Below are 21065 nucleotides of genomic sequence, written 5' to 3'. Positions count from 1 at the left end.
TGGGGAAGCCGCCGGCCGGAGCGGCAACGGGCGGCATGCGGACGGCTCAGGCCTGCCCGATGTCGAGCCGGGTAATCCGGCCATCGGCGTCGACCCGGAACTTGAAGTACGTACGGAACGTGCCCCAGCGATCCGAATGAAACCGGCCGTGGATCTCGAGCCCGTCGTTGTCGACGCGATCGATCGTCGTGAAGCGCTCGGTCCCGATCGCGTCCCGGTTGAATGCGTGCAGGTCTCGTGGCCGGCCGTCGTCGTACAGCGTCGCATCGGGCTCGAACAGCGCGGCCCATGCCGCGCCATCGCCTTGCTGGAGCGCGTCGATCGCGCGCCGCACGACCGGATGGTGGAGTATGTCGGTGTTCACGATGCCGATCCTCGATGAAAGACGGCCGCCCGTCGTCCTGCCCCGACGCGTGACGGGCAGGCAACGCGTGCCGGGCAAAACACGGGCAGCCGAGGTGTGTTACTTGGTCGTATAGCCGCCGTTGATCAGGATCGTCTGGCCGGTGATCCACCAGCCGTCGCTGACCAGGTGACGAATGAACGGCACGACGTCCTCGATGTCGGTCAGCCCCGTCTTCGAATACTTCGACAGCGCGGCGGCCGTCTTGTGATACGCGACCGCGTCCGCCCCCTCCTCCGGATAGAAGAACGGCGTGTCCATCGGGCCGGGCCCCACTGCCGTCACCGAAATGCCGCGCTCACCGAACTCCTTCGCCGCCGCGCGCGTGTAGTGCTCGACGGGCGCCTTCGTACCCGCATACGCGGCGTAATAAGGCGTGAATGCGCCGAGCAGCGCCGTAACCAGCGAGACGATCTTGCCGTTGTCGTTCACGTGCCGCCCCGCTTCGCGCAGGAAAAAGAACGCCGACTTCGCGTTCACCGCGCTCATCTGGTCGTATTCCGCTTCGCTGATTTCGGTGAACGGCTTTTTCAGCACCTTGCCGACCGTGTTGATCGCGATGTCCGGGCGGCCGACCGCCGCAACCGCATCGGCGAACAGCTTCTCGACGGCCGCCGCGCTCGTCAGGTCCGCCTGGAATGCGACCGCCTCGGCGCCGGCCGCCTTGATCGCCGCGACCGTCGTCTCCGCGTCCGCCTTCGAGCCTGCGCTGTTGTAGTGAATCGCGACGGCCTTCGCGCCATGCGCGGCCAGATCGCGTGCGATCAGGCCACCCAGGTTCTTCGCGCCGCCGGCGATCAGTACGGTCTTGCCCTTGATTTCATGATTTGCCATTTCGCTCTCCTGATTCATTTCCTGTTCGATCCACGTCCGGGATGACGTTCCGGATCAGTGGCCACGCGCCGGCTGCGGCCGGCCGCCCGGCGCGTCACGCATTCGCTTTCGGCTGCAGCAGGTCGGACAGGCCGACGCGATGCAGCATCTCCGCACGCACGCGGTCGAGCACCGCGAAGCCGACAGCCGCGCCGTCCTGCGTCGGATCGATGTGCACGCGGAACGGACGCTTGCCGAACGGCATGCCCACGATGTCGACGATCGCACGTGCCACCTCGCTTGCATCGGCGTCGGCCGGCACGATGTCCGCAAACGCCTTCAGCACCTGCTCGCCGAAGCCCGCATACGGCCCCGCATCGTATTCGGCCGCACGCGACGCGTCGGCCGGCGCGCCCGCATGCGCGAAATGGTTGGTGCCGCCGGTAAATGCGCCCGGCACGACGATCGACGTCTCGATGCCCCAGCGCGACAGCTCGCGCGCATACTGCACCGCGATCGCATCCATTGCGGCCTTCGCCGCGAAATACGGCGCCAGGTACGGCGGCGTGCCGCCCGCCGAGCTGCTGCTGGAGACCCAGAGCAGCAGGCCTCGGGCGCTTTTCCGCATATGCGGCAACACCGCGCGGTTCACGCGCTGCGTGCTCAGCACGTTCACGTCGTACAGGTGCGCATACTGCTCCGGCGTAAACGCTTCGGCGGGACCGAACACCATGTGCCCCGCGTTGTGCACCAGCACGTCGATGCGGCCGGCCTCGGCGATCACGCTGGCGACGCCGGCGTCGACGGAATCCTGCGACTGCACGTCGATCTCGACGGTGCGCAGATCGATGCCCTGCGCTTTCGACTGCGCGGCCATCTGCGCGACGACCGGCGCATTGCGTCCGGCCGTATCGCGCATCGACGCGAACACGGTGTGGCCGGCCGCCGCCAGCGCTTCGGCCGTCAGGCGGCCGAAGCCGCTCGACGCACCGGTAATGAGAATGGTTTTGCCCATGACGATGCTCCTTGATTGACGACTGCGATCCTTCGATACGAACCGTGCGGACTCAAACCATCCCGCCGTTGCTGCGCAGCACCTGCCCGTTGATCCAGCCGCCGTCCGGACCAACGAGGAACGCGACCACGTTCGCGATATCGGCCGGTGTACCGAGACGCTCCAGCGGATTCATCTTCGACAGGCGCTCGATCAGCTCCGCCGACTTGCCGTTCAGGAACAGGTCGGTCGCGGTCGGCCCCGGCGCGACGGCGTTGACGGTGATCGAGCGACCGCGCAGCTCCTTGGACAGGATGCCCGTCATCGCTTCGACCGCTGCCTTGGTGGCCGTATAGACGCCGTACGTCTCGGGCCTCAGTCCGACCACGCTGCTCGACAGGTTGACGATGCGCCCGCCGTTGCGCAGCCGGCGCGCCGCCGCGCGCAGCGTGTTGAACGTCCCCTTCAGGTTGATGGCGATCTGCGTGTCGAACAGCGCGTCGTCGCTATCGACCAGTGGCGCCAGCTTCATGATTCCGGCGTTGTTCACCAGCACGTCGACGCCGCCGAACTTCGCTTCGGCCACATCGAACAGCCGCGCCACGGCAGCCGGATCGCTGACGTCCGCCTGGACCGCGACCGCCCGCCCGCCCTCGCCCGCGAGATCGCTCGCCAGTTCCTCGGCCTCGCTCGCCTTGCCTGCGTAATTGATGACGACGGCCAGCCCGTCGTCCACCAGGCGCCGCGCGATTGCCGCGCCGATACCTCGCGATGCGCCGGTCACGATCGCCACGCTTGTTCGATTGTTCATGTCTGCTTCTCCACGGTTTCGCGTCCAGCGCATCCGGACGCATGCCTGGCCCGCGCGATATCGATCGCGACGAGGGCCGATTCACGACGATTCCTTCCCGTTACTTAGCACACCGATACTATTGATCCGGACCTTACCCGAACGAACCGGATACCCGCTCAGTCGCGCTGAGTCGATCGCGACACGGTTTCCCATGCACGGATATCACGCTCGATCGATTCGGCTCGGCCGAGCATCGTTCCCACCGCATCGGCACCAAGCGCGAGATGGACCGGCGGCTTCTCCGCCTTGAGGATATCGACGATCGCCTGTGCGCCCTTTTCCGGCACATTGGGCTGCTTGCCTTGCAGTTGGCCGATGAATCCGCGGAACTGGCCGGCCGGCGTGTCCGCGTAGTCGTCGATCCGGTTCGACGTATACGCCAGCGAACGTCCGGCGAACTGGGTTTCGAAAATGCCGATCGTCAGCACCGTCACATGAATGCCGAGCGGTGCGAGCTCGCCGGCCAACGCCTCGCCGAGCACGCCGGTCGCGGCCTTGGCCGCGGCGTACACGCCCAGCCCCGGGTAGCCCGCGAACCCGGCGATCGACGAGAACTGCACGATGTGCCCCGAGCGCTGGCGGCGCATGGTGGGCAAGACCGCATGGATCAGGCGCAACCCGCCGAAAAAATTCACGTCGAAGATCTGCTGCGCATCGGCTTCGGTCGTCTCCTCGACCGCGCCGACCGTGCCGACGCCAGCATTGTTGGCGAGCACGTCGATCCGGCCGAACTGCTCGATCACACGCTGCACGCCCGCCGCTACCGTGTCGGGCTGCGTGATGTCCATCAGGACACCGAGCGCACGCCCGGGCGCAAGCCGTTCGAATTCGGCGACCTGCTCCGCTCCGCGTACGGTGCCCGCGACCCGCGCGCCTTCTGCGAGCAGCCGTTGCGCCAGTTCGCGACCGAGACCGGACGAGACGCCAGTGATCAATACGACCTTGTCTGCCATCGATGCTGTGTTCATTCGAAAACTCCGGATCACTGAAAATATTGGGATGGATCGAGTGTAGTCGAGCCGATGGCGCGAATGAACGGGGCGCGTCGAGATGCACTATCCACGATTGACTAACAATCGGTTCAACCATATTAGCGTTCCGACCGTGCCGGTTCTTTCAAGAATGCGTACCGGAAAAATGAAAATCCGGAAGCCGGCCGAGCGGACACATCGACGTTGCCGCGCGGTGTTTCATCAGACAACACGGGCCTTCCGCGTGCAGCCGCCCGTTTGACAATTCTTGACGCACGGTGCGCCGGCAAGGTGCAATAGTGGGCACGCACGCCGGTTGCGTGCGTCCCGTCACACCGCCGCCGGCATCGAGTCGCGCCGGCATCCGTTCGGAGTGGAAACCAGCATGAGCGACCCGCTTCGCAGGACGCACCGGTTTCACAGCGACGACCCCGACGAAGTGTCCGATTTCATCGGCACGATCTATGCCGACAACCAGTTCACGGCGCAGCACGCGGTTCGTCGGAATGTCAGCATGACGGGACATGAATGGAACGGCATCGGCGTCTACGACGTCGACTACCTGATGCCTTTTCACTTCCGCTCGAACGATGCGCGTCCGAACTACCTGTTCCTGTCCTGCCGTCGTGGCCACGCTCGTTACGAAAGCAACGGTGACGATGCGGCCTGCACGACGGGTGACGTCATGCCGATTTCGTCGACTGGCCACTCGTTCTGCACGACGGGGGGCGACGGATTCGGCCATCTGTCGGTCATCATCGATGCGGACCGGGTCAACCGCTTTCTCGCACAATGGATTGGCCGGCCGGGGCTCGAGCCGGTCGAGTTCGGGCTGACACCGGTCTCGCCCGAGCTGCGGATGCAATGGAATGCCGCGGCCGGTTGCCTGCGCCGGATGATCAGGATGTCGCCCATTCCCGGCGTCGCCGTCGACGCGTTGCTCGAACACATGCTGAAGATCATGGTGGCCGGCCACGCGAACAACCACGGCGCGCTGTTCGACCGCGACCATTGCACGCCCGAACACCAGACTCGCATGGCAATCCACATGCTCGAGGACGCGCCGCTGCGGTGGAAAACGCTCGGCGCGATCGCGCACGTGCTCGGCTGCGCGACCGAGGCGCTGGAGCACGGCATCCGCCGCCTGACAGGCCGGTCATCGACCGAGCTGCGCAACGAAGCGCGCTTTCGCCACGTGAACCGCGCGCTCGCGCGAGGCGACGGGCCGGATTTCGATGCGACGTTGCATGCGCATGGATTCTCGATCACGGCGCGCTTCATTCGGGAGTACTACCGTCGCTTCGGCGAACCGCCCGGCGCCACCTACCGGCGAAACCCGCACGCCGCCGATCAGCCGTTGACAGCCGACGCCGCCAGCGCGCCGCTGTGCGCACAGACGATCAACCGGTTCATCGATGCGTCGCTGGAAAGCCGTATCGACACGGCCGACCTCTGCCGACTGGTTGGCATGAGCGAGCGCGCGACGATCGACGCATTCAGGATGCAGTTTTCCCGCACGCCGGCGCAATACATCATCGAGCGGCGGCTGGAACGCGCACGCCTGCTGCTCGAACATACGTCGGACAGCATCCTGTCGATCGCACTGGACTGCGGATTCGGCACGCAAAGCTACCTGTCGACCGCGATTCGGCGGCACTTCGGCGTAACGCCGCGGGAATTGAGGATGCGGGCGGCATCCGCCGGCCGCAGCAGGACGGACGACGGTCAATACGATCCGGAGGACTAGGCGAAACCCGGAGCACCGGCATCGCAGCGTGCCGGATATCGAATGAACGTGTCTGCCGTCTACCTGTCGTAAATATCGCCGCGGATACGCGCGTTGCGCATCCGCGGCGCTTTTTCAGGAGGCTCGCCGGTCACACATGCACCGCGTGCCCAAGCGCACGCAGCGCGGCCTCCTGCAGCGCTTCGCCGAGCGTCGGGTGCGCATGGATCGTGCCGCCGATATCCTCCAGCCGCGCGCCCATCTCCAGCGACTGCGAGAACGCGGCAGCCAGCTCCGACACGCCGCGCCCGACCGCCTGCCAGCCGACGATCAGGTGGTTGTCGCGCCGCGCGACGACGCGCACGAAGCCGTCGGTCGCCTGCAGCGTCATCGCGCGCCCGTTCGCCGCGAACGGGAACGACGCGCTCACGCAGTCGACATCGGCCGCCCGCGCGTCGTCCGGCGACCAGCCGGCCGTGACGATCTCCGGATCGGTGAAGCACACGGCCGGGATCGACGCGGGCATGAACTTGCGGCGCTTGCCGGCGATCAGCTCGGCCACCATCTCGCCCTGCGCCATCGCACGATGCGCGAGCATCGGCTCGCCGGCGACGTCGCCGATCGCCCAGACGTTGCGCATCGACGTCCGGCATTCGTCGTCGATCCACAGCGCGCGACCGTTGCGATCGAGCGGCAGCGACTCGAGCCCGAAGCCGTCGACGCGCGGCCGGCGGCCGACCGCCACCAGCACGCGATCGGCCTGCAGCGTCTGCTCCGCGCCATCGGCGGCCTGCACGCGCACCGCGCCGTGCTCCGCGAGCCCGAGCACCTTGTGGCCGAGCAACAGCCGCACGCCCAGCCGCGCGAGCGAATCGGCAACCGGCCGCGCGAGTTCGGCATCGTACGCGGGCAACACGCGCTCCGCCGCTTCGACCACGCTCACGTCGACGCCGAGCTTGCGATAGACGATCCCGAGTTCGAGCCCGATATACCCGGCCCCGACGACGACCAGCCGCTTCGGCAACGTCTCGGGCGACAGCGCCTCGGTGGACGACACGACATGCCCGCCGAACGGCATCGACGGCAGCGCGACCGGCTCGGAGCCGGTCGCGAGCAACAGGTGCTCGCAGCTGATGCGCGTCGTATGGCCGCCGCCGACGACGTCGACGGTCTTGCCGTCGACCACCTGCGCATCGCCGTGCAGCACGCGCACGCCGTTCTTCTTGAGCAGCGCGCCGACCCCGCGCGTCAGCCGGTCGACGATGCCGTCCTTCCAGGCGACGCTTTTCGCGATGTCGATCTCGGGCGTGCGCACGCGGATCCCGAGTGCGCCCTCGCCCGCGTGGCCGCGGGCCTGTTCGAATGCATCGGCCACGTGGATCAGCGCCTTCGACGGAATGCAGCCGATGTTCAGGCAGGTGCCGCCGAGCCGGTCGCGCTCGACGAGCACGGTCGGAATGCCGAGCTGGCCGGCGCGAATCGCGGCGACGTAGCCGCCCGGGCCACCGCCGATCACGAGCAGCGTGGTGTGTTCGTTCTTCATTGCGTGATCACTCCACGAACAGCAGTGCCGGGCGCTCGAGCACCGCGCGCACGGCCTGGATGAATTCGGCCGCATCCGCGCCATCGACGACGCGATGGTCGAACGACGACGACAGGTTCATCATCTTGCGCGCGACAACCGCGCCGTCGCGGATCATCGGCCGCTCGACGATGCGGTTCACGCCGACGATGCCCACTTCAGGATGATTGATGACCGGTGTCGACACGATGCCGCCAAGCGCGCCGAGGCTCGAGATCGTGATCGTCGAGCCGCTCAGCTCGTCGCGCTGCGCGCGGTTCGCGCGCACCGCGTCGGCAAGCCGCGCGATCTCGGCGGAAATCGACCACACGTCGCGCGCTTCCGCATGACGCAGCACGGGCACCGTGAGGCCGCCGTCCGTCTGCGTCGCAACGCCCATGTGCACCGCGCCGTAGCGCGTGACGACACCCGCTTCGTCGTCGAAACGCGCATTGATCTGCGGGAAGTCGCGCAACGCGATCACCATCGCGCGGATCAGCAGCGGCAGCGGCGTGAGCTTGCCGCGCGTGTCGCCGTGGCGGCGATTCAGTTCCGTGCGCAACGATTCGAGCTCGGTGACGTCGATCTCCTCGACGTAGCTGAAGTGCGGAATGCGGCGCTTCGCTTCCTGCATCTTGCGCGCGATCGCGCGCCGCAGGCCGATCACCGGCACGTCGGTTTCGTCGTTGCGTTCGGCGTAGCCATACGCGTGCGATCCGCGCGCCGCATCGCTGCCGGTACCCGCATACGCATCGAGGTCCGCATGCAGGATCCGCCCTGCTTCACCTGTGCCGCGCACATAGCGCAGCTCGATGCCCATGTCCCACGCGCGCTGGCGCACGGCCGGCGACGCGAGCGGCCGTTCACCCGGCGCGAGCGCCGCGCGCGGCGACTCGACGCGCTCCGCGTGCTCGGCCTGCTTCGCACGACGCGGCTCCGCGGGTCCGTGCTTCGCCGCCGACTTGGCGGACGATTCCGCCGGCGCGTCGGCCACCGACTTCGACGGCGCCGAAGCGACCGGTGCGGTTGCTACCTTTGATTCCCGCACCGGTGCGCCGGCCTTCAGGTTGCCGTCGCCTTCGACCTCGAGGCGAATCAGCTCGCTGCCGACCGCCATCATCTCGCCGATCCGGCCGCCGAGCTCGATCACCTTGCCCGTCACCGGCGACGGAATCTCGACCGCCGCCTTGTCGGTCATCACATCGGCGAGCGGCTGGTCTTCCTTGATCGTCTGCCCGACTTCCACGTGCCAGGCCACCAGCTCGACCTCGGCAATCCCTTCGCCGATATCCGGCATCTTGATGACATGAATCCCCATCTCACGCCTCCATCACGCGTCGCAACGCTTCACCGACCCGGGCCGGGCCCGGAAAGTACGCCCACTCCTGCGCATGCGGATACGGCGTATCCCAGCCCGTCGTGCGCTCGACCGGCGCCTCGAGGTGGTAGAAGCAATGTTCCTGGACCAGCGACACCAGTTCCGCACCGTAACCGCAGGTGCGCGTCGCCTCGTGCACGACGACGCAGCGCCCGGTCTTGCGCACCGACGCGACGATCGTGTCGAGGTCGAGCGGCCACAGCGTGCGCAGGTCGATCACCTCCGCGTCGATGCCCGTCTCCTCGGCCGCGGCGAGCGACACGTGCACCGTCGTGCCGTAGGTCAGCACCGTCACGTCGTTGCCGGGGCGCACTACGGCGGCCGTATCGAGCGGCACCGTGTAGTAGCCCTCGGGCACCGCGCTCGCCGGATGCTTGAGCCACGACGTGACCGGCCGGTCGTGATGGCCGTCGAACGGCCCGTTGTACAGCCGTTTCGGCTCGAGGAAGATCACCGGATCGTCGTTCTCGATCGACGCGATCAGCAGCCCCTTCGCGTCGTACGGATTCGACGGCATCACGGTGCGCAGCCCGCACACCTGCGTAAACATCGCCTCCGGGCTCTGGCTGTGCGTCTGGCCGCCGTAGATGCCGCCGCCGCAGGGCATGCGGATCGTCATCGGCGCGATGAACTGGCCGGCCGAGCGGTAGCGCAGCCGCGCGCCTTCCGACACGATCTGGTCGGACGCCGGGTAGAAATAGTCGGCGAACTGGATCTCGCACACCGGGCGCAGCCCGTACGCGCCCATCCCCACCGCCGCGCCGACGATCCCGCTTTCGGAGATCGGTGCGTCGAACACGCGCGACTTGCCGTATTTGTTCTGCAGTCCTTCGGTGCAGCGGAACACGCCGCCGAAATAACCGACGTCCTGCCCGAACACGACCACGTCGCTGTCGCGCCCGAGCATCACGTCCATCGCCGAGCGCAGCGCCTGGATCATCGTCATCGGCTGCGTTGCCGTGCCTGCCTCTTGTTGCGCCATGATCACGCTCCCAGTTCCTGGCGCTGACGGCGCAGGTGCGCGGGCAGCTCCTTGTACACGTCGTCGAACATCGACGCCGGCGACGGAATCCGGTCGTCGGCCAGCGTGCCGTATTTCTCCGCTTCCTTCTGCGCGGCGATCACCTCGGCCTCGAGCTCGGCCGTCAACGCTTCGTGCGCGCTGTCGGACCAGATGCCCTTGACGATCAGGTGGCGCTTGAAGCGCTCGATCGGATCGCCGAGCGGGAAATGGGACCAGTCGTCGCTCGGCCGGTACTTGGTCGGATCGTCCGACGTCGAGTGCGCGCCCGCACGGTAGGTCACCCACTCGATCAGCGTCGGGCCGAGATTGCGGCGCGCGCGTTCGGCCGCCCAGCTCGACGCCGCGTAGATCGCGAGGAAGTCGTTGCCGTCGACGCGCAGCGACGCGATCCCGCAGCCGACGCCGCGCCCGGCGAAGGTCGTGCCTTCGCCGCCCGCGATCGCCTGGAACGTCGAGATCGCCCACTGGTTGTTGACGACGTTCAGCACGACCGGCGCGCGGTACACGTGCGCGAACGTGAGCGCGGTATGGAAGTCGGATTCGGCCGTCGCGCCGTCGCCGATCCACGCGGACGCGATCTTCGTGTCGCCCTTGATCGCCGACGCCATCGCCCAGCCGACCGCCTGGATGAACTGCGTCGCGAGGTTGCCGGAGATGGAGAAGAAGCCCGCTTCGCGATCCGAGTACATCACGGGGAGCTGGCGGCCTTTCAGCGGGTCGCCTTCGTTCGACATCAGCTGGCAGATCATCCGTTCGAGCGGGACGTCGCGCGTGATCAGGATGCTTTGCTGCCGGTAGGTCGGGAAGCACATGTCGCCGTCGCGCAGCGCCATCGTGTGCGCGGTGCCGATCGCCTCTTCGCCGAGGCTCAACATGTAGAAGGAGATTTTCTTCTGACGCTGCGCGATCATCATGCGCGCGTCGAAAATGCGGGTCTTGAGCATCGCGCGCAGGCCGGCGATCAACCGCGCATCGTCGAGATCCGGTGCCCACGGGCCGACGGCCTTGCCGCTGTCGTCGAGCACGCGCACGAGGCTGCGGGCGAGATCGGCGGTGTCCGCCGCGGCAACGTCGATCGGCGGGCGGCGAACGGCGCCGGCCGGCGATAGATGCAGATAGGAAAAGTCCGTCTTGCAGCCCGGGCGCCCGGTGGGCTCCGGCACATGCAGACGCAATGGCTCTGACAGGCTCATCGTGTCGTCTCCACGCTCGATTGTGTCTCACGCTGTTTGGGAACGCGCAGGCCGGTTGCCGGCCTGCGCGCGAGCTGGCGTGCGGATAGGCACGTCAACCTTGGAAATTTATGCCTTGCGGCAGCGCACGTCGATGCCCAAGCCGCTCGATTGCGGTGAGCAGATTTGCCATGGGGAATCGCTGCGGCGCATCGGGGCGACCGGCGGCATCGGCGCAGCATGGGTTTGCTGCGGCGCAGGGTCGCCGGGTAGACGGGTAGACGGCGATCGGGCATCGGGCCGCGCACGGGTCGGCGCGCGGCGGTCATGCGAAGGTAAGACGCAAAAGACCCCGCGAAATCGTCGATCTCGGCGGGGTCTTTCGGGGGCGGGTGCGGCCGGGCCGGCGGCCCGCCTTGCCGGCTTACTCCGGCACGCGACCGGTCACGCGTCGGGGCGGAAGATGTCGAAGCGGCTGTCGGGCTTCACGTGCACGTAGGCCGACGGGCCGCCCGCACGAAGAATGATGCCGGCGCCGAACGTGTCGAAGATGCCGTCCTTCAGCAGGTCATGACGGATATGGACCGCGACGACCTCGCCCAGCACCAGCGTGGCCGGCGTCTCGACGCCATGATGATCGCGCAGCCGGATCACGTCGGTCACCTTGCATTCGAAGTTCACGCCGCTTTCCGCGACGCGCGGCACGTTGACGACCCGCGAGGGCACCGCGGTCAGGCCGCCGAGTTCGAATTCGTTGACCTCGTACGGCACGGCGGCGCAGGTCTGGTTCATCCGCTCGGCGAGATCGCGCGTCGCTAGATTCCACACGAACTCGCCGGTCTCCTGCACGTTGCGCAGGCTGTCCTTCGCGCCGGTACTCGAAAAGCCGATGATCGGCGGACGATAGTTGAACGCGTTGAAGAAACTGTAGGGCGCGAGATTGAGCGTGCCGTCGCCACCGCGGGAAGCGATCCAGCCAATCGGGCGCGGGCCGATGATCGCGTTCAGCGGATCGTGCGGCAGGCCGTGGCCTTGCGAGGGTTCGTAATAGTGGTGGGTCGAGTCGTTCATGACAGGTGGTGTGGCGAGGCGCAAGCGATGGCGGAATCGGCCGGCGCGCTGCGTTCGCCGGGGGCGGCGAACGCGTGCGGCGCGACGTGCGTGCCAGTATCACATGGCGCCGTTTTCGCCGCAGCGAAGCGGCACGGACGATGAAGGCGTCACGCGTCACACCCACAAAAAAACCCGCGAGGGCTTCATTTCTCGCGGGTTTTTTACACCTTCGTCAAATCGAATCGCGTCAATGCAATCGATGGTGCCGGGGACCGGAAACGGCCTTCCCTTTATTTGCAAGGGAGCGAGCGCGGCGTGCGTAATGAATGGGGAGAATTTCGTCGCTTTTCATCCGGAACCGAACCGGAGCGCTACACTGTACGGCCATACAGTGCTGACTTGCATCGTGGAAACCAAAGCGACCCCATATATCGGACTGCACATCCGCACGGTCATGCGCACGTGTTGGACCTGCGAGCATTGGGCCGGAACCGCGGAGCCCGGCGCCGGTATTGCGCACTGCACGCACCCGCGGTGCTCGCCCATGCGCGTACGACCGAACCACGGATGCTCATGCTGGGTGCGAGCGACGGGCCTCGATGAGCTGGACGATGAGACCTGCGACGCGCTCGCACAGCGCTATTTTTGAGTTGGGGCAGACGTCCGACAGTTCACTCGCCGCGCGAGCTCGTACTCGAGGATTTCGCGCTTCGTCTCGGGCGTGTCAGCTGGCGATGCCGTCATAGGCTTGACCCACAGGCAAGCGGTATCGACGATGCGCGCCGGCGGCACCGTCGGACAGGTCTGGCAGCCGGCCAGTAGCAAACCACAGCCGATGACGAAGACAGCTTGCCCATTCATCGCGCCTCCGATGTCGGGTTGTCTGTGGCCGGGCAGTCAGGAAACCGCGCTTTCAGCATGCTCTGAAATTCAGCATAGCCTTCAGGCGTAAGTTCACCCGTCTCAGGTATAGCCGGGAAACCCCGGCCAGATGGGTTCGGGGCGTTCAGGTCTTCGCACACGACGATATGGTTCATTTGTATCGATGGGCCATGACGCCGCACGATATTAGGCTCCGCGTGTGCTGATTCGATCAGCGCAATCGCACAGAGAGCGCCGAGAAAAATGTTGAGTGATCGCATTGTCAATCCTTCCGCAGCGCACCGAGGTCGGCGAGCCGCGCGTCGAGGTTTGAATCCGGCGTCGCCGCTGCCTGCTGCTGAGCGACGGCCGCTGTCGCCACCGCCTGCTGTCCGACCTGCGCTGCCGCGGCGTTGCCGGCATCAACGGTAGCCTGGGCCTGCGCGACGGTGGCCGCCGCCTTGGCCGTGGCCGTAGCGGCCTGCTGATGCCGGAACATGCCGAACAGCACGCCAGCCGCCGCGAGCAGCCACGGGCCGAATTTCACCAGGATGGGTAGGATTGCTGTCACGATTGAATCTCCCCGCCGGCAGCCTGATACGCGGCCAGCAACCGTTCGACGTCGTTCTCGTGCTGCCCATAGCCGGCGCCCGGCAGGCTGGCCCAGACGTTCGACACCTTCGCTACAGCCTCGCGGAACCGGCCGGCGTCGATCAGCGGAAGCGCGCCGTGCTCGCGCAGCTGCTGCAGCGCATAGCGATCCTGCGACACCGGGCCGAAGTCGGGTAGTTTCAACTGCGCCTGGTAGATGCGCCACCAGCGGTTCAGGATCTGATAGCGGCCCGCCGCCGTCGACGGAACCGGGATATTGCGGTTGAGCACGTTGGGATGCGTCGCATAACTGGCGAACAGCAACGGCCGCGCTGGCGTCGAGCCGACGAGCACGTTATACCCGTCATCCGACTTCGCAAGCAGCATGGCGCCAATCTCGCTCGCCGCGATCATATCGAGGAAGGCGACACGGTTTCGCCCTCCTGCCGCATACACGTCAATGCGAGCCATCGTCGCTCCCCTTGCGGAATAGTGCCCTGATGCTGCTGATCAGGCCGGCTTGGCTGACGACACGCGCGGCGACCGTCAACAGCACGCCGACGATCGGCACCCACTGTTGCCCGTGCTTCGGGAACAGCGAGAGCAGCGACGGCGCAAGCTGCGGATACTGATCGGCAAGCGGCGGAATTGCAGCGAGCAGGATGAGCATCAGCGCGCTCACGCGAACCGACCACCACTTGCCGATCTGGTTCAGGTCATCGATGAGGATCTTTCTCACGGCTTGCTCCATCTGCGCGTGTCGGGCCGAGCGCCTGCACTGCTCACGAACAGCTGTTCATTGAGGCGGTCGACCTTCGAGTTTGTGTCCTTCACGCTCACCTTGATCTCGTTGAGCGCTTCACGAACGTCCTGCTTCTGGGTTGCTGCAGCGGTTTCGATCGCAGCGACGTGGTCCTCCAATTTCGAAACGCGACCCACAAGGGTGAAGTACGCGACCGTCAGTGCGATTGCTGCGCCGATCACCCCCGTGACGAGCGTCTGCACGTTGACCTTCCAATCGAGCCAGCCGGGCTGTCCGTTCTGCATGCGTTTCCCTCGTCGTTGTTGTCGTTTTCAGTGAGAAGTCCAAGCAGTGCCGGTGCACAAAGCGATCGCGTACGAAGTGCCCCCGCCAGCGAGTGCGCCACCATAGGTCGGAGACGCAGCGTCGCGCACAACGCGCGTGTATCCGGCGAATGAAGGTGTGCACGTCGGCAGGCTGCTCACAACCGTAGGCGTGAGAACCGGACCCGTCGTAAAGGTTACGGTGCCCTCGTTACCGAGGATCAGCGGGTTCGTAAAATTCGAGGCGAAATTGTCGGTCGAGTGCTGGAAGGTCAGCGCGCCGTCGCTCCCGTGATTGATGTTCGAGATGATCCGCCAGCGGTTCAGGTTCGAGCTGTCGCCCGCGCCGAATCGAATCTGCGCGAAGTCGTGCGACATCATGATGCCGGCGGTTCCGTAGCTGCCCGCCAGCTGAATGCCATACTGGCCGCCGAACGAGAAGTCGTAGAAGGCCGCATTCCTGTACGCCTTGGTTCCAACGACCTGCACGCCGTTCACCCACGAGTAAAGCGTGTCGGACGGCCCATATGCGGAGTACGCCGCCTGAACAGGGTTTGGCCCAGGATCACCCGTCGCGAAAAAATTCTGGCACCCAGGGCATTCAGCACCGGAGTTGTTGGTGATATCCGATTCGAATGCAGCGGCGAATTGCCCGCGCCAGCCAGAGTTCAGCACGAGATCGACGTCGGCCGCCCACACGTGACCGGCGTTGCTGCCGGCGACCGCCGATATAAACAGCGGCATTTTCGCGTTGCATTGATCATGACATTGCCATGCCCACACAGCCGAGCCGTCCGCAATGCTGGAGCCGCTACCGCTCGGCCCGCTACCAGAGGATGCAGACGTCCCGGCCGTCGTGTTCAGATAGACGTTCCCGTTGACGTCGAGATAGTCGCCGACGCTGTAGGCGGTCGACGGCGACCATGTCTTCGCGAACCCAGAATTCATGTTGGCGTTGATCGATATGCCGGTCTCGCTGATCGTCGCGGGCTTCGTCGGTACGAAGCTGAAGTACGCCTGCGCGCGCTGATGATCGCCCGCATCGTGGCCGACGGTCGGATAGAAGCTGAACACCCCCGAGCCAGAAATGTACGTGCCGCCATCCATCGAAGCGGTAAGGTCCACCGTCGGTGCGCCGACAAGCGGTTTCGCGATCAGGTTGTAGACGGGGAAATTTTGCGCACGAGCATGCGTAATGCCGAATACCGACATGCCAATCGCGGCAATGCCCCAAGCGAACGCAAGCAACAGTTTTTCGTAGAATTTCATACCGGCACTCCAGCAAAGCTGCACCAAATAATTTCGGGAAACACCTGATAGCAATAGATCGGCATTCCGAACGGGCCTAGATTCCTGTCCAGAAACAGTTGATTTACGAAGGGGACAATCGGCCTGACAAAGCCGGAGGTCATCGCAGCGCCACCACCATTACCCGGTGGGACAAAGGATTCAGCGATCGCGCGTGCCGCATCGACGTTCACAGCGTCTTTGTTGTCGATCGGATCAGCGAGATTCGAGATGCGATTGCTGTTCGCACGATATGCGCCTGATCCGTTCGTATCGTCTCGACCGAGCATCAGCACGCGCGAAAGCGACGGGTCCCCACTGCCGACGAGGTATCCCTGACCCTGAAGCGCCATCCAGATTCGATCGAAGTCGGCGTTCACCGTGTCGGCCAGCAGGTCGCCGTTGTCCTGGTAGTCTTCGCTGCGCATCAGCGCGACGTTTCGGTACAACAGAATGCGCGTGCCAGCTGTCGGTGCGGAGGCGAATACCACCGAACCTTGGTCCTCGCCGATGCCTGAGATCGTGTATGCGATCGGCGACGGCGAACCGTTAATTGTGACCGTGAGGTCATCTTCAGTCAGGAGGCGAAACGGGAAAGCGAACACCGTGGTGATGCCGTTTCCGACGTACGCAACGATGGGATTCTGGACGGGGACGGTCACGCGGCAACCTCTCTGCGAAAGGCGCCGCGGCGCGGCGCTACATTTCGAGCGTCACCTCATGGACGCCCACTGATGGACGCCAATCGTGCCCCTCTGCGGCTGTCGGATTCCCGACTATCCTGCCAATCCTGACAGGCGTTTCGAGGATCGCAGAGGCTCCCGAATCGATGAAATCGTCGGGCTGCCGCTTCACTAACGGGTTGAAGGACTGCATCTGGTCCCACACTGGGCTGTCGAGGACGTCGACGTGCGCCCAGAGGACGCCCGACTTCAGCGGCGGCTCGATGCCCGCGAGGATCTTCTCGTTCTTGTTGACGGTCGCCGCGATATCCTTCACGCCGCACACAAGCTTTCGCTGGCGCAGAGCCTTGCGCAGCAGCTGCGGCACGAACGAGCCGACACCATTCGTCTCGACGTAGATCAGCGGGATAGCGAAGCGCTCGACCAGATCACATACCTGCATGACCTGGCCGCCGGTGATCTTCGAGTTCTCGCCGCTCGAAAATTCGGCGAACTCACCGAGCATCGCCTGAGCGACGTGCCAGTAATAGTTTCCGGCCGCATCGTCGAGCACCAGAGAAAACGCCGAGTCGTCGCTGCCGACCTTGCCAGTCGCGCAATCCCAGTACGCGCGCGCGCTGACGATGCGCGTGTCTCCGAGCATCATGCGCATTTCGCGGTTCGCACGTTCGACGATCGGGTGCACGTTGTACGGTCGAAGCTTTTCGGGATCGAGCCGGACCTCGGTGAGTGGCTTCGCTTCGAGCTGGTACTGCGAATCCCAGTAGTTCAGCGTGCGGCACTTCTTGCGGCGCTTCTCGATGTCGTCGCGCGTGAAGCGCTCGGGCCACGCGCAGTGCGCGTAGATATCGATCACCATGCCCGGCGGCCGCGAGAATACGACCTCGCGCCCCTCGACACGATAGTCGACGCCCTCGCGCAACAGCCGTGCGTGCTTGAAGATGCCGGCCATTACGTACAGACCGTCGTCGCCGGGCGTGAAATCGAATCGGTAGCGCGTCTCCGATGACGTGTCCTCGTACCGCACGCCGGCCTCGAACAGCGGGATCTTCAGTGACGCGGCGCCGGCCGCGATCAGCTCGGGATAGATCGAGTCGTGCGTGTGCGGCGTGCCGATGTACGTCTCCTGGCCACCGGGCACGAGGATGAAGGTCGCCTCCTGAATCTTCAGCCGCAGGTTCTCGCGCGCCTCGGGCGTGCGGATGTTCTTCGGCACCTCGACGTCGTCGTAGTCGATGCTGTCCGCGCGCGCAGACGTCACGTTCTGGTCGACACCGACGGCCGTCATGCTGGCATTGCGCGGATCATTCGCGCCGTTCACCCAGAACATCTGCGCACCTGGCTTCGTCGGCAGGATGCCCGCGCAGAGCGGGTGCCGGCGCAGCACGTTGATGACGTCGCGCGTGAGCTTCTTCGACAGCGGGCCGTCGGCCGACCAGATCAGCGAGCGCAGATTCGGATTGCAGTACAGGCACCACGCCTTGAACACGGCGTAGATGGTCGACTTCGCCGCGCCGCGGAACACCTGCAGCACGCGCATGGGCTCGTCACAGGTCTCCAGCCAATGGCAGACCCGGACGTGCAGCAGGGGAACCTTCCAGCCCTGCTGCTTCGCCCACATCAGGAAAAAGGCGAGGAACCCGACCTTACGATTTTCCATGTGCGCGCTTGTCGAACTCGGCCTTCCGCGCGCGCTGCTGCACCTGGTCGAGCAGCCGCTCGGCCTCCTTCTCGGCAGCAGCAACCTCCGCGTCGAGTTCGGCCTCGGTCTCGCTCACCCCGCCAGCGGCCGCGCCGTCGCCACCCTTGCTCGCGAGCTGGATCACGCTCACCAGCGAGTGCACGCGGCCTATCAGCATCACCGTCGCGGCCGCGTTCTTCTTCGACCAGTAGCGGTCGCCGCGCGTCGCCTTATCCATCGTCGCGAGCGCAATCCCAGCGCCCGGCCAGCCGTCCGGATCGGCTTCGTCGAGAAACACGTCGGTCAGCTTCTCGGACAGCGCCTGCAGGCGCTCGTATTGATCGATGCGCATCACTCCCCCTGGAACGCGTTGCTGAGATCCGGCGCGCGCTGCGGCGCGCTCGTTCCCGGTTCCCAGAAGTAGTCATTGTGGTATTGCTGGCGCGACTTCGCCACGTTCCGCGATGTCACGCCCGGCGACAGGTTCTCGGCGATGTTGTCCCAGATCAGCCGGTTCCACACCGTTTTCCAGAACCAGAGATTCACGAGCGGCATATTCGACTGCGCGACCTTCAGCAGGTCAGCTCCCACGTGCGTATCCTTGCCCTGCGCGGCGTCCTGCACGTTCGTCGAGATCGCGCGCAGCGGCTGGAACAGCGTCGACAGAACCGGGCCGCCGACTGCACTGCTCAACAGCGAACCGTAGTCGGCACTCTGGAACGCGGCCGTGAGCATGTCACCCGCGAAACCCGCGCCACCGCCCACCGAGAAAGCGCGCGTCCAGAAGCCGGCCGCATGCTTCACGTTGTCGGCCATAGGCTCCGGATCTTTGCCGGCGATCAGGTTCTTGATCTGCGTCGACAGCGCGCCGATCAGCGTCGTGCTGACGACGAGCGCGGCCGCGTACGCCATCGGGCTCGCGAGCGTCGGCGCGCCCTCGACGCGGAAGTCACCGGAGCGCCGCATTTCGCCGATACGCCCCCAGTGCCGCGAGATCATCGCGAGTGGGAACGACTTGAACTGCATGAACGTCTTCTGCAGCTCGCCCTGCCACGTGCCCGGTGTCGCCGCGGCGAGCACCTTCGTGCGCAGGTCGGGATTCAGCACAGCGAATTCGCCTTCGTCGCGGATCATGCCGAGCAGCTTCGGCACGACGTCAGCGGCGCGCGCGTCGCCGGTCCCATATAGCGCGTCTGGCGTCAGGTATTTCGAGCCGTTGTACTCGCCGGGCGTGGCGCGGTTCACAAGCGCCCAGTCGTCGGCGGTGATGCCCGAGCGCGTCAGCGAGCGGCGGTCCCACTCGGTGAGCTTGCCCCACTCCGTACCGCCGATCTCGGCGAGGCCGCGCATCATCTGCGCCTGGAACGCGGTGCGCAGCGCATCCGTCCAGCCCGTGACGCCGCCGAATTTCATCGTCTGCGCCGACAGCCATTTCGCCCACGTCGTCGCGAGGTGATCGGTTCCCCACCGGTTCAGGCCGTGCTCCAGCGTTTCCGCGATCAGCCCCTGCGACGTGAGCCAGCTGCGGTAATCCTTCGAGCCGGGCGCCATCAGCCGTGTTGCCGTGCCGAGCGTCTTGAAAAATGGCACACGGTTGTAGCCGGCCGTCACGAACATCGTGCCAACGTCGCCGAGAGCGGCGAGGATCGTGCCCTGCAGCTTGATTGCGCTGACCGTCGTACGAAGCGTCTCGAAGCGCCTCGCGAGCGCCGGATTGACGGGCGTGTTGGTCGCGCCCGTCACGTAGTTCCAGTAGGCGCCGACCGACGTCATGCCGCCTTCGAGCGTACGCATTTCAGTGTTGTCGTGCAGCGCGGTCAGCTGCATCTGCGTGCGCATGTTGCGCGTCGGGTTCGGGCCGTAGCGCTCGACGAGAGCGATGTTCTTCGACATGCCGCCGACGTGGTCGATCAGTGCATTCAGGAGCGAGCCCTCGCCGTACGTGCGGTTGTACTCGATGTGCGCGTCGGCGTTCAGGAAGTGAAGGACGCGGTGCTGCGAGCCGGCATTCGCGCGCGCGGCGCCGCTGGTCGTCTCGCCGGGCACGATCTTGTTGACGCCGCCGTACGCGATCGTGTCCCAGACGCCCTGCTTGCGCGGCTCAACGCCCATGCCGCGTGCGGCGATGTTGCGCGCTTCCCATGCTTCGCGGTCCTCGCCGGTCAGCACGCGGCGCAGCGCGGCATCGTCGAGCGGATTTCCTGCATCGTCCAGATACTGCGAGCGGTCGAGCCGGGGCAGCACGAAGTCGGCCCATGCGTGCCTGGCGGCATCGGAGCCGTTGCCGAGGATCTTCGCCTGGGAGTGGCGGATCGGCACGTAGCCGTAGTCGAGCTGGCCGATGTTGCCGCCCGCCCGGTTGAAGCGCTCGCGCATCGCATTCGAAGTGCCGCTGATCTGCTCGGCGGCCGCCTTCGCCACCTCGTTTCCGGTTGAACCATCGGCGCCGCGGTAGATCTCGCGAATGATGTCGCGTTCCATCGCCGGATTGTCGACGTCGAACGCGCGCGCGAGGAAGTTCTGCCCGTGCTTCATCCCCTCGATCGCGCCCATCGTCTGCCGCATGTAGTCGGCTTTGATGCCGCCCGCCAGCTCGTAGGTGCGCTCGATGTCCGATTTCACCGCCTTCTCGCGGGCGCGCTTCGCATGCGCGCGCTCCGGATCGGCATACAGCGCTTCCTGAATCCGGTCGGTCGTCTCGATCTGCTTCGCGATCTGCAGCTGCTTGCGGGCCTTGTCGAGGTTAGCCTCGCCCTCCAACTGCTGCCGCGCCCAGTCGGCGCCGGCCTGAACGCGCTCGGCTTCGGTCATCGAGTTCCACGCGGCGCGGTCCTGCCGCGACACGGCGCGCATGCCGGCGCGCACGCGGTTCTCGATGCCGTCGAGTTCGGCCTTCGTCAGGTCTCGGCCGGCCGCCTGCGTGACGGCCGCTGCGCATTTTGCGTGCAT

General features: G+C 65.7%; 21 protein-coding genes. 1 reads left to right on the top strand and 20 read right to left on the bottom strand.

Features of this window, described 5'->3' with window-relative positions; all coding sequences use genetic code 11:
• Positions 1–46: 46 nt before the first annotated feature.
• The 5 genes from CFB47_RS06905 to CFB47_RS06885 form a co-directional block, all read right to left on the bottom strand.
• Positions 47–364: a nuclear transport factor 2 family protein gene (locus CFB47_RS06905; protein WP_089460740.1), complete on the bottom strand. Its 318-nt coding sequence runs from the start codon at positions 362–364 to the stop codon at positions 47–49.
• Positions 365–463: 99 nt separating this feature from the next.
• Positions 464–1237, bottom strand: a complete 774-nt coding sequence (locus CFB47_RS06900) for an SDR family oxidoreductase (RefSeq protein ID WP_089425877.1) — start codon at positions 1235–1237, stop codon at positions 464–466.
• A gap of 94 nt (positions 1238–1331) precedes the next feature.
• A complete protein-coding gene (locus CFB47_RS06895; protein WP_069353672.1) occupies positions 1332–2231 on the bottom strand; it encodes an SDR family oxidoreductase in 900 nt (299 codons plus the stop codon).
• Between the two features lie 52 nt (positions 2232–2283).
• On the bottom strand, positions 2284–3021 hold the full coding sequence (locus tag CFB47_RS06890) for an SDR family oxidoreductase (protein WP_089460739.1): 738 nt from the start codon (positions 3019–3021) through the stop codon (positions 2284–2286).
• A 158-nt stretch (positions 3022–3179) separates the two neighbouring features.
• Positions 3180–4031: an oxidoreductase gene (locus CFB47_RS06885; RefSeq protein WP_174975752.1), complete on the bottom strand. Its 852-nt coding sequence runs from the start codon at positions 4029–4031 to the stop codon at positions 3180–3182.
• Between the two features lie 388 nt (positions 4032–4419).
• On the opposite strand from CFB47_RS06885, the gene CFB47_RS06880 reads away from it, so the two are divergent.
• The gene (locus CFB47_RS06880; RefSeq protein WP_089424950.1) at positions 4420–5781 is read left to right on the top strand and encodes a helix-turn-helix domain-containing protein; all 1362 of its coding nucleotides are present in this window, start codon (positions 4420–4422) and stop codon (positions 5779–5781) included.
• 130 nt (positions 5782–5911) lie between these two features.
• Here the strand turns inward: CFB47_RS06880 and lpdA are convergent, their stop codons facing one another.
• From lpdA to CFB47_RS06810, 15 genes are all read right to left on the bottom strand, one after another.
• Positions 5912–7303 carry a dihydrolipoyl dehydrogenase gene (lpdA, locus tag CFB47_RS06875; RefSeq protein WP_089460738.1) on the bottom strand — a complete coding sequence of 464 codons (1392 nt, stop codon included), beginning with the start codon at positions 7301–7303 and terminating at the stop codon, positions 5912–5914.
• 7 nt (positions 7304–7310) lie between these two features.
• On the bottom strand, positions 7311–8639 hold the full coding sequence (locus tag CFB47_RS06870; RefSeq protein ID WP_089460737.1) for a dihydrolipoamide acetyltransferase family protein: 1329 nt from the start codon (positions 8637–8639) through the stop codon (positions 7311–7313).
• 1 nt (position 8640) lies between these two features.
• Positions 8641–9681 carry an alpha-ketoacid dehydrogenase subunit beta gene (locus CFB47_RS06865; RefSeq protein WP_089439648.1) on the bottom strand — a complete coding sequence of 347 codons (1041 nt, stop codon included), beginning with the start codon at positions 9679–9681 and terminating at the stop codon, positions 8641–8643.
• A 2-nt stretch (positions 9682–9683) separates the two neighbouring features.
• A complete protein-coding gene (locus tag CFB47_RS06860; protein ID WP_069247605.1) occupies positions 9684–10916 on the bottom strand; it encodes a 3-methyl-2-oxobutanoate dehydrogenase (2-methylpropanoyl-transferring) subunit alpha in 1233 nt (410 codons plus the stop codon).
• 423 nt (positions 10917–11339) lie between these two features.
• On the bottom strand, positions 11340–11966 hold the full coding sequence (locus CFB47_RS06855) for a flavin reductase family protein (RefSeq protein WP_089439646.1): 627 nt from the start codon (positions 11964–11966) through the stop codon (positions 11340–11342).
• Between the two features lie 839 nt (positions 11967–12805).
• Positions 12806–13090 (bottom strand): hypothetical protein, encoded by a 285-nt coding sequence (locus tag CFB47_RS40245; RefSeq protein WP_143330804.1) that lies wholly within the window; start codon positions 13088–13090, stop codon positions 12806–12808.
• A gap of 2 nt (positions 13091–13092) precedes the next feature.
• Complete coding sequence (locus CFB47_RS06850; protein ID WP_256946654.1) at positions 13093–13380, bottom strand: hypothetical protein; 288 nt, start codon at positions 13378–13380, stop codon at positions 13093–13095.
• Complete coding sequence (locus tag CFB47_RS06845; protein WP_089460736.1) at positions 13377–13871, bottom strand: glycoside hydrolase family protein; 495 nt, start codon at positions 13869–13871, stop codon at positions 13377–13379. The genes CFB47_RS06850 and CFB47_RS06845 overlap by 4 nt, the downstream gene beginning before the upstream one ends.
• Entirely contained in the window at positions 13858–14139 is a 282-nt protein-coding gene (locus CFB47_RS06840; protein ID WP_143330803.1) for a hypothetical protein, read from the bottom strand. The genes CFB47_RS06845 and CFB47_RS06840 overlap by 14 nt, the downstream gene beginning before the upstream one ends.
• Positions 14136–14447, bottom strand: a complete 312-nt coding sequence (locus CFB47_RS06835) for a hypothetical protein (RefSeq protein ID WP_089460734.1) — start codon at positions 14445–14447, stop codon at positions 14136–14138. The genes CFB47_RS06840 and CFB47_RS06835 overlap by 4 nt, the downstream gene beginning before the upstream one ends.
• A gap of 27 nt (positions 14448–14474) precedes the next feature.
• Complete coding sequence (locus tag CFB47_RS06830; protein ID WP_089460733.1) at positions 14475–15734, bottom strand: hypothetical protein; 1260 nt, start codon at positions 15732–15734, stop codon at positions 14475–14477.
• On the bottom strand, positions 15731–16414 hold the full coding sequence (locus CFB47_RS06825) for a hypothetical protein (protein ID WP_089460732.1): 684 nt from the start codon (positions 16412–16414) through the stop codon (positions 15731–15733). The genes CFB47_RS06830 and CFB47_RS06825 overlap by 4 nt, the downstream gene beginning before the upstream one ends.
• Positions 16415–16451: 37 nt before the next feature.
• Positions 16452–18095, bottom strand: a complete 1644-nt coding sequence (terL, locus tag CFB47_RS06820) for a phage terminase large subunit (protein ID WP_089460731.1) — start codon at positions 18093–18095, stop codon at positions 16452–16454.
• Positions 18082–18468 (bottom strand): hypothetical protein, encoded by a 387-nt coding sequence (locus tag CFB47_RS06815; protein WP_089460730.1) that lies wholly within the window; start codon positions 18466–18468, stop codon positions 18082–18084. The genes terL and CFB47_RS06815 overlap by 14 nt, the downstream gene beginning before the upstream one ends.
• Positions 18468–21065 (bottom strand): hypothetical protein, encoded by a 2598-nt coding sequence (locus CFB47_RS06810; protein ID WP_089460729.1) that lies wholly within the window; start codon positions 21063–21065, stop codon positions 18468–18470. Before CFB47_RS06810 ends, CFB47_RS06815 begins: the two co-directional genes overlap by 1 nt.

This window comes from Burkholderia sp. AU27893 (assembly GCF_002223205.1).
Lineage (GTDB): Bacteria > Pseudomonadota > Gammaproteobacteria > Burkholderiales > Burkholderiaceae > Burkholderia.
This window is presented reverse-complemented; position numbering and strand designations above follow the sequence as displayed.